13 protein-coding genes are annotated in these 15980 nt (G+C 58.3%); 4 read left to right on the top strand and 9 right to left on the bottom strand.

The annotated features are described in order from the left end of the window. Positions 1-12: 12 nt before the first annotated feature. The 3 genes from ACAM27_RS09935 to yghU all read right to left on the bottom strand — a co-directional run bounded on the left by ACAM27_RS09935 (position 13) and on the right by yghU (position 4157). The gene (locus ACAM27_RS09935) at positions 13-888 is read right to left on the bottom strand and encodes a universal stress protein (protein ID WP_369611880.1); all 876 of its coding nucleotides are present in this window, start codon (positions 886-888) and stop codon (positions 13-15) included. A 91-nt stretch (positions 889-979) separates the two neighbouring features. Further along, the gene (locus tag ACAM27_RS09930) at positions 980-3268 is read right to left on the bottom strand and encodes a Lon protease family protein (protein WP_369611879.1); all 2289 of its coding nucleotides are present in this window, start codon (positions 3266-3268) and stop codon (positions 980-982) included. Positions 3269-3284: 16 nt separating this feature from the next. Further along, a complete protein-coding gene (gene yghU / locus ACAM27_RS09925; protein WP_121206301.1) occupies positions 3285-4157 on the bottom strand; it encodes a glutathione-dependent disulfide-bond oxidoreductase in 873 nt (290 codons plus the stop codon). A 146-nt stretch (positions 4158-4303) separates the two neighbouring features. Between yghU and ACAM27_RS09920 the strand changes: the two genes are divergently transcribed. From ACAM27_RS09920 to ACAM27_RS09910, 3 genes are read left to right on the top strand one after another with little or no spacing between them, the layout of a single operon-like run. Beyond that, positions 4304-5041 (top strand): ABC transporter ATP-binding protein, encoded by a 738-nt coding sequence (locus tag ACAM27_RS09920; RefSeq protein WP_041654795.1) that lies wholly within the window; start codon positions 4304-4306, stop codon positions 5039-5041. Between the two features lie 4 nt (positions 5042-5045). Continuing rightward, entirely contained in the window at positions 5046-7421 is a 2376-nt protein-coding gene (locus ACAM27_RS09915; RefSeq protein WP_369611878.1) for an ABC transporter permease, read from the top strand. A 27-nt stretch (positions 7422-7448) separates the two neighbouring features. Then, entirely contained in the window at positions 7449-8657 is a 1209-nt protein-coding gene (locus tag ACAM27_RS09910) for an efflux RND transporter periplasmic adaptor subunit (RefSeq protein WP_369611877.1), read from the top strand. Between the two features lie 61 nt (positions 8658-8718). Here ACAM27_RS09910 and ACAM27_RS09905 read toward each other — a convergent pair whose 3' ends face one another. The 5 genes from ACAM27_RS09905 to ACAM27_RS09885 form a co-directional block, all read right to left on the bottom strand. Further along, positions 8719-9405, bottom strand: coding sequence for a PEP-CTERM sorting domain-containing protein (locus ACAM27_RS09905; RefSeq protein WP_014421834.1), 687 nt, complete (start codon positions 9403-9405; stop codon positions 8719-8721). 151 nt (positions 9406-9556) lie between these two features. After that, complete coding sequence (msrB, locus tag ACAM27_RS09900) at positions 9557-10750, bottom strand: peptide-methionine (R)-S-oxide reductase MsrB (protein ID WP_369611876.1); 1194 nt, start codon at positions 10748-10750, stop codon at positions 9557-9559. Between the two features lie 96 nt (positions 10751-10846). Then, complete coding sequence (locus tag ACAM27_RS09895) at positions 10847-12313, bottom strand: sensor histidine kinase (RefSeq protein ID WP_369611875.1); 1467 nt, start codon at positions 12311-12313, stop codon at positions 10847-10849. Between the two features lie 2 nt (positions 12314-12315). After that, positions 12316-13017: a winged helix-turn-helix domain-containing protein gene (locus ACAM27_RS09890; protein WP_369611874.1), complete on the bottom strand. Its 702-nt coding sequence runs from the start codon at positions 13015-13017 to the stop codon at positions 12316-12318. A gap of 151 nt (positions 13018-13168) precedes the next feature. Continuing rightward, positions 13169-13987, bottom strand: a complete 819-nt coding sequence (locus ACAM27_RS09885; protein WP_369611873.1) for an NAD(P)H-binding protein — start codon at positions 13985-13987, stop codon at positions 13169-13171. A gap of 115 nt (positions 13988-14102) precedes the next feature. On the opposite strand from ACAM27_RS09885, the gene ACAM27_RS09880 reads away from it, so the two are divergent. Next, positions 14103-14849 carry a cupin domain-containing protein gene (locus ACAM27_RS09880; RefSeq protein WP_369611872.1) on the top strand — a complete coding sequence of 249 codons (747 nt, stop codon included), beginning with the start codon at positions 14103-14105 and terminating at the stop codon, positions 14847-14849. Here ACAM27_RS09880 and ACAM27_RS09875 read toward each other — a convergent pair. Then, positions 14827-15977, bottom strand: a protein-coding gene (locus ACAM27_RS09875; RefSeq protein ID WP_374730284.1) for an IS3 family transposase whose coding sequence is annotated in 2 segments (ribosomal slippage) — positions 14827-15740 and positions 15740-15977 — 1152 coding nt in all. Because the reading frame shifts where the segments join, the coding sequence is not laid out codon by codon here. The genes ACAM27_RS09880 and ACAM27_RS09875 overlap by 23 nt on opposite strands. Positions 15978-15980: the final 3 nt, after the last annotated feature.

Here is a 15980-nt window from a genome sequence, read left to right as displayed (position 1 = left end):
ACAGCGGTTTGCTCAGGGCGTGATGGTGACCGGTAGATTCAGTTGGCAAAGCAGGGACTCCGCGCCTTGCTGTTCAAACAGGCTGCACTGACGGCTGATCACCAGCTGTGCTGCTCCCTCCTCCCGCACGGCCCTCGCCATGGCAGCAGCACCGGCTTTGGGCAAACGCCTGACCCGGGCAGCAATGCCCCCGGCTTCAAGCATGGCTGCAAGCTCCTCAAGAAATTCGCGATCATCAGCGGCGTCTGAGCGCACCAGAACCGTCAGCGCCCGCTGCCCACGCCTGGCCAGCTCCACGCCTACCCGCACAGCCCGATGATTCGCGCCCTGATCGTGGTTCAGCAACACCACCACCCTGCCCGGTGGTAATGAGCGCGATTCCGGCCACAACAGCACATCTCCCGGCGCCTGCCGCAACAGGCCCCGCGCGGTTGAGCCCAGCTTGAAAGATGAAATACCGGACCAGCCAGCCCCGCCGAGCACCAACAAATCATCAGGCTGTACCAGCCCCAATACCTGCTCTACCACTTCCCCCCGGCATAATCTCAGTGCCTGGGCCACACCCCAGGGCGCCAGGGTTCGCTCGAGAGTGCGGCGAAGCTTCTCTGCAGTTGCCTGCATCCGGACTTCCAGAGCGTCGACATCCATGGGCCTCGCCACGCCGGAACTCCGGCCCACTTCCCGGGCAAAACCGTAACCGGCACTACGCAGCAGGCTTACTTCCTCCACAAAGATACCCAGAACTTCGGCTTGCTGCGCACGTGCAATGTCTGCCGCAGCCTCCAGGGCTGCCAGACTCCGCCTGGAACCATCCAGCAACACCAATATCCGCCGGGCTACGGCGGGGGCTGGCTCCGGAGTTTTATGACTGACCGTTGTGTCCGCCATTGCCATTATCCTGACCCGTGTCTTTGTTCTTGCTTTTGCCAACCTCGGCAAACGCGGCCAGCCTGTCTGCCACGCGTCGGTTAAAGCTGCCCTAAGGGAACACGCCATCAGCATCCGGTTGCCCCGGCTCCAAGCCCGTCAACAACTCAATGGCCTGGTCGATATGGGTAACGGGATAAATGGAGAACCTTCCGTCCTGCACCGCTTCCCGCACCGATTCATTCAACATCAGATGCTCCACATTGCTGGCCGGCAACAAGGCACCCTGGCTGTTTACGCCGCCGTCCTGCCGGCAGACATTGAAGAAGCCTTCAATCTTTTCGTTGACGCCACCCACCGCCTGCACCTCACCATGCTGGTTCATGGAGCCGGTAACCGCCAGGGACTGCTTGAGCGGAACGCCGGCGATGGCGGACAACAACACACAGGTTTCCGCCACCGAGGCAGAATCCCCTTCCACGCCACCGTAGGATTGTTCAAAGGCCAGACTGGCCGACAGTGAAAGCTCATTCATCGGCGCATAACGATTGGCCAGGAACCGGGACAGAATCATCACCGCCTTGCTGTGGATCGGCCCACCAAGCTTGGCTTCCCGCTCGATATCCACCACCTGGCCCTTGCCAGGGCGCGCCGTGGCGGTAATTCGGGTGGGCTGACCAAAGCGGGTGGCGCCTAGCTGCAGTACCGATAGACCATTCACCTGCCCCACCTGCTCGCCCTGAGTGGCAATCATCACCACACCCCGGCGAATCTGCTCCAGACTACGCTCGCGGACCCGGCTCGCCCGGTAGTCCCGCTCGTCAATGGCCTGCTGCACATGGCTGGCGCACACGTGTGGGCTGTCGGCCACGCCATCCCAATGATCCGCCTCGGTGAGCAGATCTTTCAGTACACGATCATGGGCCGTCAGCTTGTTCTGATCGCTGGCCAGACGGCTCGCGTGTTCAATCAACCTGGCAACCGCCTCCCTGTCCAGGATTCTTACGCCAGCCGACCGGGCCATGGTGGCAATCATCCGGGCGTAGAGTAAGTAGCTGGCCTCATCCCGCTCCATGTCGTCTTCAAAATCCGCTTCCACCTTGAACAGGTCCAGAAAGTCCGGATCGTAGTGGGACAGCAGGTAATACAGTATCCGGTCGCCAAGCAGCACCACCTTTACCGAAAGCGGAATCGGCTCCGGTTGTTGGCTTACCGTGGTGGCGAGGCCATACAGGCGCTCCAGGGATTCGATGCGGATCTCGCCGGAAAAGAGTATGCGTTTGAGGCTTTCCCAGGCCATAGGCTGCGACAGTACCCGCCGGGCGTCGAGGATCAGGTAGCCACCGTTGGCCCGATGCAGAGCCCCGGCCCGAATCAGGGTGAAATCCGTGTACAGGTTACCCTGGTGGGCCCGGTGTTCGATCTGGCCCGCCAGGTGTTGGTGGTTGGGAAGATCTTCATAGATGACGGGGGCCCCAAGGGTCTCGGCATTATCCACCAGCAGGTTCACCCGGTAGCGGTTCAACAACCCTGCCGGTGCGCCGTTTTCAGTATCCTGGAAGGCCTCGGCATGCTCCACCACATCCTCTCGCACCGCGTCCAGGTGAGCCACCACGGCCGGCACGTGCCCCCACTTCTCGCGCAGCTCCCCCATGGGGCCGCCCAGGGTAAGCTGAACCATTTCTTCATTCAGGGCATGGACCCGCTCCCGGACTTCCTTGCGCAGCCGGGGCACCTGCTGGATAGCCTGCTGGAGCTTTTTCTGGAGGTCTTCCACCTTGGATTCCACCAACTCCTTTTCCTCATCGGAGAAGGTCTTGTATTCCTCAGGCTCAATCACCTCGCCGTTGCGCATGGGCGCGAAGGTAAAACCGGCCGGGGTGGTGAGCATGGCTATATTGTTGGCGTTTGCCTCTTCCTGAATCTCAGACAGACCTTGCTGCTGGCGCCGGGTAACCTCTTCCTGCAATTCCTGAATACGGGCCTGGTATTCCTCGCTTTCAAAGGTGGCCGGTATGGTGGTCTTCAGTTCGTTGGCCAGTTCGCTCATATCGGCCTTGAACAAGCGCCCCTCCCCCGGCGGCAGCTCAATGGCCCCGGGTTTGTCCGACTGCTGAAAATTGAACACATGACACCAGTCCGACGGCACCGGTTTTTCCGCGGCATGGCTGGCCAATACCCGCCGTACCAGCTCATGCTTGCCGGCACCGGAGGGCCCCAACACGAACAGGTTAAACCCCTGGGCCTTCATGCTGGCCCCGAATTCCAGGGCACGCAGTGCCCGGTCCTGACCGAAGGGCAGAACCAGATCTTCCAGGCTTTCCGTGGTTTCAAAATCCAGTTTGTCCAGCGGGCACCGATGGTAGATCCGGTCTTCGGTAAGTGCGTCGGGCAGAGCCATCCTTCCTCCCTATGGCTTAGGCGTTGCCTTCCAGTTTGTCCTGGGTGCGCAAATCAAAATCGCTGGCATCGTGCCGCTCGTGCAGTTGGGAGGCAAGATCGCCCCAGGCCTTGTTCACCATACGGCCACGCTTAACTGCCGGGCGCTTGGCCACCTCGTCGGTCCAGCGAACCACGTTGGTATAGGTGTGGGCTTCCAGGAATTCGGCCGCCTCGTACACCATGTTTTTCACCAGGGCTCCGTACCAGGGCCAGATGGCCATGTCGGCGATGGTGTATTCATCACCGGCAATGTACTGGTTATCCGCCAGCTGACGATCGAGCACGTCCAACTGGCGCTTCACTTCCATAGTGTAGCGGTTGATGGGGTACTCGTACTTTTCTGGCGCGTAAGCATAAAAGTGACCAAAGCCGCCTCCCAGGAAAGGCGCACTGCCCATCTGCCAGAACAGCCAGTTCATGGTTTCTGTGCGTTTGGCCGGGTCCCTGGGCAGAAACGCATCAAACTTTTCCGCCAGGTAGAACAGAATGGAACCAGACTCAAAAACCCGGATGGCCGGGTCCACACTGCGATCCAGCATGGCAGGGATCTTGGAGTTGGGATTCACCTTCACGAACCCGCTGCTGAACTGATCCCCTTCGGTGATTCGAATCAGCCAGGCATCATATTCCGCCTCCTTGATGCCTTTTTCCAGCAGCTCCTCAAGCATGACCGTTGCTTTCACACCGTTGGGCGTTGCCAGGGAATAAAGCTGGAACGGATGCTCCCCCACTGGCAGCTCTTTTTCATGGGTAGGGCCGGCGATGGGGCGGTTGATGTTAGAGAACTTGCCGCCGTTGTTCGGATCCCATTTCCAGACTTTCGGAGGTGTGTAAGTTGGGTCACTCATTCCGTTTTCTCCCATTGGCTTTACAGGGTTAGTGGCATGACTGTAACCGAATCCGGCACGGGTACGCACGTGGAATACGTCTGCGCGGGATCAATAATCGGTCATCGGTATTGGGCTATACTCGGCTCTGGATCAACTGGACTGCAATGGAACCTGCCATGGCGTGTCACGCCGACCGGACCGCTCCTGTCTTTCAAACGAAAGGCCTGACCAAAACCTACCGTCAGGGCGATGTGGAAGTACATGCCCTGCGAGGGGTCGATATCAGCCTTTATCCTGGGGAGCTGGTAGTGATGCTTGGCGCCTCAGGCTCAGGCAAATCCACGCTTTTGAACATTCTGGGCGGACTGGATGTGCCCACCACCGGCGAAGTTCGTTATCAGGACATCGACCTGGCCGGCGCCTCAGACCGGGAGCTTACCCGCTATCGCCGGGATTATGTCGGGTTCGTGTTTCAGTTCTACAACCTCATCCCCAGCCTGACCGCCCGCGAAAACGTCATCGCCGTGACCGAGATTGCCCGTGACCCCATGGCGCCGGAAGAAGCCCTGGACATGGTGGGCCTGGCCAGTCGCCTGGACCATTTCCCAGCTCAGCTTTCCGGTGGCGAGCAACAAAGAGTGGCCATTGCCAGAGCCATATCCAAGCGACCCCGGGTGCTGCTGTGCGATGAGCCTACCGGAGCCCTGGACTCGGCCACCGGTATTCTGGTCCTCGCGGCATTGGAACGGGCCAACCGGGAAACCGACACCACCACAGTGATCATCACCCACAATGCTTCAATCGCGAACATGGCGGACAGAGTGATCACCCTTTCGGATGGCGTGATCAGCGGTGAGCACCGCAACTCAGAACGCCAGGACCCGAACACCCTGAGCTGGTGATGCCATGATTTTCGGGCCGAGCGTACTGCACACCAAACTGAGACGGGAAATCTGGCAGATGCGCGGCCAGCTGCTGGCGATCGCGCTGGTGATTGCGGGCGGGATCGCGGTTTGCCTGATGTCCCTGGTCAATTACTCCTCCCTCACAGCCACCCGGGATCAGTACTATCAGGAGCACCAGTTTGCTGATGTTTTCGTTTCGGTAAAACGGGCCCCCCGCCATGTGCTGCAAACGGTTTCCGAGCTACCGGGTGTGACCCGCCTGAGCGGCCGGGTGGAAGGCGCCGCGAAGCTCAATCTCCCCGATTACGATGAACCTGTGTCGGCCCACCTGGTGTCTGTTCCTCCGACCGGCCAACCCGAGGTAAACCAGCTGTATGTCCGGCAAGGTCGACTGCCAAGCGCCACCCACGCCAATGAAGTCGCAATCATTGGCAGCTTCGCGGATGCGCACCAGCTCACTCTGGACGACAGTTTCAACGCCATCATCAATGGCCGACAACAAACCCTGAAAATCGTGGGCATTGTCGAGTCGCCGGAATTCATCTACGTGATACCTCCGGGGGGCATGCTGCCGGATTATCAGCGCTTTGGCGTGCTCTGGCTGAATCAGGAAGCACTGGCCGCCGCCATGGACATGCGGGGCGCCTTCAACAGCCTGGTACTGCAGATCGACCCGCGGCATCCTGTGGAAGATGTGATCGACCCACTGGACCGGTTGCTGGCGCGCTACGGCAGTACCGGTGCGTTCGCCCGGGCTGACCAGTTCTCACACCGTTTTCTCAGTGACGAGCTCGAGCAGCTGAAGGCCATGGCGATTATCTTTCCTTCCATTTTTATGGGCGTCGCCATGTTTCTGCTGAATGTGGTGGTGACACGCCTGATCAGTACCCAGCGGGAAATCGTCGCCATTCTCAAAGCCTTCGGCTACAGCAATGGCCAGATCGGCTGGCACTACAGCCAACTGGTGCTGGCCATTGCGTTTACCGGGCTTGCCATCGGCTGCGCCAGTGGCCTCTGGCTGGGGCATCGGTTGGGAGAGCTGTATATGGATTACTACCGCTTCCCTTCGCTACTGTTCCGAATCAATCCCTGGTGGCTGGCGTTACTGGCCCTGATCAGCATGGCAGTTGCACTGCTCGGCGGCTGGCGCTCCATCCGCGCTGCGGCCGCCCTGCCCCCGGCGGAAGCCATGCAGCCCGAGAGCCCCGCCCGATACCGGATTACCATTACCGAACGGCTGCTGGGCTGGGTGCGCTTTCATCAGCCTTCACGCATGATCGTCAGGCAGCTCGCCCGCAAGCCAGGCCGAACCGCCCTCTCGGTATTTGGCATTGCCATGGCCACGGCCATCGTGGTGGTTGGCAATTTCCAGTTCAGCTCTGTTTCGCTGATGGTGCACACCCAATTCGCCCGGGTGCAGAAGCAGGACCTGACCGCCACACTCACCGACCCGGTCAACCCGACCGCACTGTACGGAATGGCGCGCCAATCCGGTGTGCGTTACGTCGAAGGACGCCGGGCCGTTACGGTAGAGCTGGTTAACGAACACCGCAGATGGCGCACGGTGCTCACCGGCTTACCCCGGGACGCCAAACTGCAATTTGTGGTTAACCAGGATCTGGAGAACGTGGCCATTCCTGCTGCCGGCCTGTTGGTAACCGACTTTCTGGCCAAGGCCCTGAATGTTGAGACCGGAGACACAGTTCGGGTGCGAGTGCTGGAAGGCCGACGCCCGGAACTGGACCTCACGGTGGCTGGCATTACCAGCGAGTTCCTCGGTGTGGGCGCCTACATGAATCTGACCGCCATGAACAAGGCGCTGCGTGAAGGCCCGAGAGTGAACCAGATGCTGATGAATCTGGCGCCGGAGCAAACCAACACCGTCTACCAGGAACTCCGGGATACGCCGGGAGTGATGGCCACCAATCTGCGACAGGCCATGCTCGACAGCTTCTTCGAGACTCTCGCGCGCACCTTCCTGACCTACACCTTCATCATCAGCCTGCTCGGCGGCATTATTGCTTTTGGTGTGATCTACAATACCGCGCGGATTTCCCTGGCCGAACGAGGGCGAGACCTGGCGAGCTTGAGAGTACTGGGGTACAGCCACAACGAAGTCGCCCACATTCTGCTCGGAGAACTGGCCATACTGCTGTTACTGGGAATTCCTCTGGGTTGGGCGGTTGGTTTTGGATTGGCAAGTTTTGTGGTTACCGCGATGCAGACCGAACTCTATCGCGTTCCCCTGGTCCTGACCGGCCAAACCCTGGCCTTGGCGGCCAACGTGGTCATTTTGTCGGCATTGATTTCCGGCTTCATCACCTGGTGGCGACTTCGTAAACTGGACCTTGTCGCGGTTCTGAAAACCCGGGAATAATTCACACACACTCACATGGGACCCAACATGGCGACACAACGCATCTCCAAAGGAAAATGGGCCTTCTGGCTTTTGATGGCCTCGGTGGCAGCCATCGTCTTCGCGCTTATCCTGCGGCCAGAGCCCGTTTGGGTTGACCTTGCCTCCGTCGAACGCGGCCCCATGGAAGTGACCATTCTTGAAGAGGGTAAAACCCGGGTCAAAGATCGCTATCTGATTTCCTCCCCCGTGGCCGGCTATATTCACCGGGTTCAGCTGGACGTAGGCGACGCGGTGATTCCCGGGGAGCTACTGACGTTTGTGGACCCGACGCCCGCCAGCATCCTGGACGCCCGAACCCGCGCCGAAGCCGAGGCTCGGGCAGCCGCCGCCCAGGCGGCACTTCAATCCATCCAACAAAAGGTTCAGGCGGCGGAGGCTGATGCTGAGTTCGCTCAGAATGAATACCAGCGCCTACTCGCTCTGGAAGAATCCCGCTTTGTCTCCACCGAACAGTTACAACAAGCGAAATCCACGGCAGCCCGGGCACAGGCAATCCTGCGTTCCGCCCGGTTTGATGAAGAGGTGGCCGCCCATGAACTGGCCGCCGCTCAAACCCGGCTGCAGATTTCAACCGCGTCCTCCAATGGCCAGAAACCTGCCGAGCGGGTCGCCGTGCGCTCTCCGGTTAACGGTGCGGTTCTGGCACTGGTTCGCCAGAGCGAGGGCGTCATCCAGGCCGGCGAGCCGATACTGGAGGTCGGAGACCCTGGCGCTCTGGAAGTGGTGGTCGAGGTCTTGAGTTTCGATGCCGTCAAACTGGAACCCGGCCTTGGCGTGCGACTGAGTGGCTGGGGCGGGCCGGTACTGGAAGCAACGGTTCGTCGTATCGAGCCTATCGGGTTTGAGGATGTATCCGCTCTGGGCGTGGAAGAACAACGGGTTCAGGTTATTGCCGATATGGTCAGCCCACGGGAGCAGTGGCGACAGCTGGGAGACGGCTACCGGGTGGACGCTGACTTTATCCTGTGGCAAAGCGAAGACACCTTGCAGGTACCCACCTCAGCGATCTTCGAATACAACGGCGCTTCTGCGGTTTTCATGGTTGAGAGCGAAACGGCGAGACGCCGGACAGTCACGACAGGACCATCCAACGGTTTAATGACCCAGGTAACGCAGGGACTGCAGGAGGGCGTTCAGGTGGTCCGGCACCCCGGCCGTGGCCTGGAAGACGGCGATCAGGTTCGGGTGCGTTAACGCAACCCCCTGAATGGAACGAAGCCGGCACATAGTGTGCCGGCGTCCGTTTTCAATGGGATCAGGCTTTCGTTCTGCGCGAGAAGCCCAGCCCAGCCAGACCAAGGCCGAGCAAAAGAAGGCTGGCTGGCTCAGGCACTTTCGCGGCGGACGAGAAGGAGGCTGAAAACGCCAGGTCGCCGTAGTTCGACCCGGAACTCCAGCTCTGGGTATCCCAGGTACCGGCACTATTGCCGTTGTTCTGCCAGAAAAAGCCACCGTCCAGATAGGCAGACTCGTCACGCAGGGAGCCTGCAGAGGCGGTACCAGTCTGGCCATCGAACAAGCCGGTCGAACTGATAAACGCGATGTAGTCGTTACCCCCGACAAGATTCAACCCGCCGGTGTTGAAGGTAAACTCTTCCATACCATCAAGACCACCGTTGTTGGTTGAGGACACAGCGGCACTCTGGAAAAGCACGGAGCCGGTCGCGCGGGTGGTGGCAGCATCCCAGTCCATTACATAGAAAGCAAAGTCCACGTAATCGGGGTTAACTCTGTCGTTCAGGAAGAACGTCCAGCTATCCAGCTGGGTTTCAGAACCGCCCACCTTGAAGGTTTGTCCGTACGTAGCACTGTTAGATTCACCGAAGGCGGCTATTTCGCTGGAGCCATTCCAGCCAGATACGGTTTCGATAACACCCGCGTTGGCAACGCTGGCGAGCCCGGACACTGCAACAACAGAAAGCGCTTTGCCCAACTTGTTCATCTGTACTTCCTTATTTGGTTCTTCCAGAGATAATGACGTTGCCAGCAAGGAAGCACATAGCGTGCCTATTTATATCTTATTGATATTTAAAACCTTTATTAGAACATAAAGCCAGTCATGTAAATTATTCCGACGCTATTATCGCGCAATCTTACTCGACAGCGTCGATCCATTTGCCATACCCCGCGGCTTCCATTTGCTCCAGCGGGATGAACTTCATGGCTGCGGAATTCATGCAATAGCGCAATCCCGTCGGTGCCGGACCATCGTCAAAGACATGGCCCAGATGAGAATCCGCATGGGCACTGCGAATCTCCGTCCGGGTCATGAAAAACGACTTGTCCTCACGTTCTACCACTGCCTCTGGCGTAATCGGGCGAGTGAAGCTCGGCCAGCCGGTACCGGACTTGTACTTATCCCGTGAGGAGAACAGCGGCTCACCAGAAACGACATCCACATAAAGCCCCTCCCTGGTGTTGTCCCAGTAGGTATTGTTGAAGGCGGGTTCAGTACCATCCTCCTGCGTGACCTCATACTGCATGTCCGTCAAACGCTGCCGAAGAGTCTTGTCATCCGGCTTTTGAAAACGTTCGGGGTTAAAACCCCCGCTTGCCGCCGCTTCTGTCGGATCGTCCTCCGCAGGCATCGAGTCATTGACTCCGGTATTGGGCTGATAGCGCGAGAAATCCAGCTCATAATCCTCGCCATAGACCTCTTCAATAAACTGATAACGCCCCGAATTGAAGGTATAGAACTTGTAGCGGACCGGATTCTTCTTGTAGTAGTCCTGGTGGTATTCCTCCGCCGGATAGAATCTCTTGAGCGGCTCAATGGGGATCACCACCGGTTTGTCATAGACGCCGGAAGCCTCCAGTGCCTGCTTTGCCGCCTCTGCGAGGCGCTTCTGCTCCTCGTTGTGGTAAAAGATGGTGGGCCGGTACTGCCGACCACGGTCAACGAACTGGCCCTCCAGGTCGGTCGGATTCATCATTCGCCAGAGGCCGGCCAGCAAGCCCTCATAGGTCATTTTATCCGGGTCGTAATATACCTGGACGGCTTCAGTGTGGCCTGTGCGCCCGGAAGAGACCTGTTTATAGGTCGGATTTTTTTCTTCTCCACCAGCGTAGCCAGACACTGCCTCGACAACACCAGGAATCTTTTCGTAGCCGGCTTCCACGCACCAGAAACAGCCGCCAGCAAAGGTTGCCACGGCCAGATCCGGATCATCCGGTGCATAGGCATTACCTGCACTATCCACTCGCTCTGCTGCCACCTGTGCCGCAAAAAGACCGGCGGCGGAGACCAGCGCCAGGGCGGAAAACAGGCCTATAACTTTGCGTTTCATGACACTTCTCCTCGCTTGAATCCATAATCACAGCCTAGCGATCTGAATTCACAAAAACGTTCAGCAACTATCACAAATCTATAACGCAGCGGAAAGCTAGCTGGAGGAAGCTAACGGTAGCCAGAGGGTAAAGACAGCACCGTTCGCATTGTGCGCTGAGAGCCTGCCATGCTGCAGGACGACCAAGCGCTGGGCGATCGCAAGTCCCAGGCCGGCATGCCCGGTGCGTTCGGCTCCGGCGGCCTGGTAGAAGGGGTCAAACACCTGGCCAAGGTCTTCTTGGCGGATGCCAGGCCCAGCATCGGCAACAGTGATCGATGCTCCACCATCCCGTACTGACATCGTGAGTATGACTCTTGTATTCCGCGGAGAATGGACGATGGCATTATTGATGAGATTGTCCAGAACCCGCTCGGTCATCGCGATATCCGCCAGCACGCTCTCGGTCTCTGTCGCCGAAATGATGAGCTCAACACCAGCTCGGTCTGCTGCTGGCCTATGCTTCTGAACGACGTCGTAGAGCAACTCAGCCATGACAAACGGCTCGATATCCGGCTGTTTTTCACGGGCGTCCAGGGCGGCCAGTTCGAACAACTCCTCAACCTGCCTGCCCAACCGGTGTGTTTCTGACAGGGCCACCGCCAGGAACCGGCCTCGCTCCTCGGCTTCCAGGGTCTCATGCTTCATCCGCAGCGCTTCCAGGTAGCCCTGAATGGACGCCAGCGGTGTTCGAAGATCGTGAGACACCTGAGCAACCAGCTGTCGACGCTGGGCGTCTTTGTGCTTCAGGAGATCCAGCTGCGCCACAATGCGGCGCGCCATGAGATCAAACCGAGAGGCCAGGTAATCAATGTCGTCGCCCTTCTCGGCCAGTGGAGGACTCTGCTCAGAGGACAATTCCCTTTCAAACGACTCCACCCGTTCAGTCAGCCGGGACAGCCGCCGCGTTAACATTCGGAAGAATACCAACCCGGCCAGGAGCCCCACGAGCAGGCTCACCGCCAGGGCGCCTGCGCCCATCTGCAACAACCGGTTGCTGTGAACCATGCTCTCCGCGAGGTCGAATTCTTCGCCCCTCAGAACCACATAAAGGTAGCCGGCAGGGGCGGCTGCCGAGGGAACGGGGGTCACAGAGAACACTTTTTGCCGATCGTGACTACGAGGGTCGTCCCCCGGCAGAGGATAGGCGTCCGGGTTTTCGAGCAGTGTCTGGATTGGTCCGAGGGATACCCGATTGCGCTTGATTCGGTCCGGATCGGCGGAATAGGCAAGAATGGCCCCATCGGTATCCAACAGGTAAATCTCAAGGCTGGGATTGATCGTCATATACAGCTCGAACAGCTGCTTCAGGGCATCCCGATTCAACTGGCCATCGGTGACCAGGTTTCGGTCAGAAACCAGATTCTGCGCCAGATTCCGGTTCAGTTGCTGGTTAACGGCAGCCGAATACTCCCTGACCGAGGCCAGACTCAGCAAAGAAAATAGCCCGCCCACCACCAACAGCAGTAGGAACAGACCAATGGCCAGCCTCGCATACAGGGTTCGAAGCACGGAAAGGCCCATGGTTAATCCATAAACCGATAGCCCACGCCCCAGACCGTCTGAACGTAACGTGGTTCGGCCGGATCGGGTTCAATCTTGTTACGCAGGCGGTTGATATGGGTGTTTACGGTGTGCTCGTAGCCGTCGTGATTGTACCCCCAGACGGCATCCAGCAATTGGGCCCGGCTGAAAACCCGGCCACGATGGGAAGCAAAGTGCCACAGAAGATCGAACTCACGGGCGGTCAGATCGAGCTCGCGGCACTCCAGGAAGACCCGGCGTCGAACCGGATCAATCCGCAGCCCGTCCGCCTCGATCTCCGCCACGTCGTCTTCGGGTGAGTTCTTCCGGGAGAGCGCGTCCACCCGCCGGAACAGAGCTTTGATGCGAGCGGACAGTTCCGCCACGCTGAAAGGCTTGGTGAGGTAGTCATCCGCCCCCATTTCCAGCCCCAGCACCCTGTCCAGCTCGGTGCTCTTTGCGGTCAACATGAGCACCGGCACATAGTCCGCACTGGAGCGTATCTCCCGGCACACCGCCAGGCCATCCAGGCCTGGAAGCATGAGGTCCAGAATCACCAGATCAATACCACCGTCCCGGAACCGCGCCAGGCCGCTGTCGCCCCGGTCCCGCAGAACCGCAGTCATGCCCAGGTCGGATACCTGCATGCGGACCAGTTCGCCGATACCGGGATTGTCTTCGATTATCAATACCGTGCGCGGCATGCAGCTGAGGGCTCCTTTCGGTCAACACTGGCTGTCAATCCAGTATTATCGTCAGTCCTCTGAGTCTATCGTGGAAAGTTCACAAAACCATAAACTTCTTCATAAACTCCGGACACAGACAATATCGAACCTCAAGCAAGCGATCACCCAATTACCACACCCCCATAGGCACAACATCAGCAACATAGTCCCTGAACCGGCGCGCAGGCCGCCCCAGCACTTGTTCAACCGTTGGAGTGGTGCTTTCATTGCGGCCATCAAGAATGTTCACAAACAGTTCGTTGATCAGCCACGCCATGTCGTCTGCCATACCCTGCGCCCTGGCGCCATCCAGATAGGCCTCCACCGGTAACGGCGTAAACCGGATCTCACGGCCACTGGCCGCAGCAATCGCATGCACACACTCCTCGAACGAGAGCAGCTCCGGACCGGTAACTTCCAGTACCTGGTTTTTCAATGCGGGATTGGTCAGCGCCGCTACCGCCACACTGGCCAGGTCATCCACATCGATGAATGGTTCCCTGGCGTTGGGCCTGGGGAGCACCAGCTCACCCGCCTGCAGGCCCTGCAGCATAAAGCTTTCACTGAAGTTCTGCATAAACCAGCTGGCGCGAACCACGTTCCAGTCCAACCCGCTGCTTTCCAGTACCTGTTCTGCCCGCCGTGCACCCGCCTCTCCACGCCCCGACATCAATACCAGGTGCGCCACACCCTGCTGTTTAGCTTCCGCCACAAAGGCACGCACATCCGTTTCCGCCGCCGGCACCGCGAGATCCGGGAAATACGTAACGTAGGCAGCACGCACTCCCTGAAGTGCTGCGGCCCAGGTACTGCGGTCTGCCCAATCAAAGGGGATGGGAGAAGAGCGTGACAGGCCGCGCGCCTCCAGCCCCATCTCACCCAGTTTTGCCAATACCCTGGAACCGGTCTTACCGGTGGCGCCAACAACAGCGATGACTTCTGATGTCATGGTTTGGTCCTCGTTAAACGATCACTGAAGGTTCCAGTTTACGAGGACAAAAACTGATGCTTAATGCTTTTCTATCTACTATATTTTGCAGATCGTCCAAAACCCGTGAGAAACAATGATCCCTGAACTTGAGCGGCGCATGCCGACAACCTCCGATCCACTCGGCGAGACGCTGTGCTCACTTCGTATGGACGGTACCGTCTACGCGACTGCCGAACTGATTAGCCCGTGGGGCATGGAGATGCCGCCGCTCGGGGGCAAAATGATGTTTCACATCGTCACCCAGGGAAGCTGCTGGTTGCGTTTCAAAGACCAGGACAGCCTGCTCCTTAAAACGGGCGACATGGCGCTGGTACCCAAAGGGGAAGGCCACTGTATCTCCCATAGTAACAATCAGCCGTGCGAGCCCTTTTTTGATATTCCCGTCACCCGGCTGACAGACCGGTTTGAGTTCATGCGCTATGGCGGGGCCGGCACGGAAGAACAGCGCACGGGCGAAGAAGAAACCCGACTGACCTGCGGCGTGCTTGGCTTCGACCAGATTGCGGCTCAGAAGCTCATTCGTGAACTGCCACAGTGCATTCACATAAAAGGCGACGATGGCGCCCTGCCCGCCCAGCTTACAACGCTGATACAACTGATGGAGCAGGAAGCCCGCGCACTATCACCCGGCGGGGTCACGGTGATGGCCCACCTGGCAGATATCATCGTGATTCAGGCCATACGACACTGGATCAACTCCAGCGCGGAAGCCAGCAAAGGCTGGCTGGGCGCGCTGAAAGATCCGAAACTGGGCAAGGCTCTGGCGGCCATACACGCACTGGCAAGCCCCCGATATCCTAGACACCTGATAGCTTTGTGAAATACCGCTTTTCGAAGTCCACGGGGGATAGCCCACCGTTATTTCCGTGCCGGCGAACCGGGTTATAAAACATCTCAATGTAATCGAAGATATCCTGCCGGGCTGTTTCCCGATCCTTGTATATTTTCCGTTTCACTCGTTCACTCTTGAGCAATGAGAAGAAGCTTTCGGCAACCGCATTGTCGTGACAGTTTCCGCGACGGCTCATGCTGGGTTTCAATCGGTGGTCCTTCAGGAAGTCTCTCCATTCACGGCTGGTGTACTGCGAGCCTTGGTCTGAGTGAATCAGAACCTCCTGTTTCGGTCTCCGCCTCCAGGAAGCCATCAGCAAGGCGTCCATAACCAGGTCCGTCGACATCCGTGGCTTCATGGACCAGCCCACAATTTGCCGAGAGAACAAGTCCAGAACGGTGGCGAGATACAAGAAGCCCTCGTGAGTTCGAATGTAGGTAATATCAGTCACCCATCGCTCGTTCGGCTTCTGAGCCTCAAAATCGCGATCCAGATGATTGGGCGCGACATGAGCAGGTTCTCCGCCGTAATAGCCTTTGTGGCGCTTGTAGCCGCGCTGAGCACGGATACCTTCCGTCTTCATCAATCGGTACACCCGATTTTTGCTGCACCTCTCACCGAGGTCCTTGAGATCCAGGGTGATATTTCGGTAGCCGTACACGCCACCACTTTCGAGCCAGGCCTGCTTGATCAATCCCACCAAGCGACGGTTGGCCTTAGTGCGAGAGCTTTCCGGTTCATGCAGCCAGGCATAAAAACCGCTGAAGTGGACTCCCAGCACTCGGCACATCACACGGACTTGAAATTCACTCTTGTGAGCCCTGATGAAGCGATACTTTACTTGGACTCTTTGGCAAAGAACGCTGCGGCCTTTTTTAGTATGTCACGCTCCTCACTGACCCGGCGCAACTCCGCTCTCAGTTTGCGCAGCTCATCCTGCTGCTCACTGATCTGTTGATGTTGACTGCCCGCATCACCGTAAAGCTTGATCCATTTGTGCAGACTGGCCGAGGTAATCCCTAGCCTCCGACACACATCGGTCACTTTGTAGCCCCGCTCAGTGACCTGTTTGACCGCCTCGATTTTAAATTCTTCGGAGTAACGCTTTCCGCTCATTGC

The organism is Marinobacter sp. RI1 (assembly GCF_041155085.1).
GTDB lineage: Bacteria > Pseudomonadota > Gammaproteobacteria > Pseudomonadales > Oleiphilaceae > Marinobacter > Marinobacter nauticus.
Note: the sequence above shows the minus strand (reverse complement) of the source record. Positions and strands in the feature narration are given on the sequence as shown.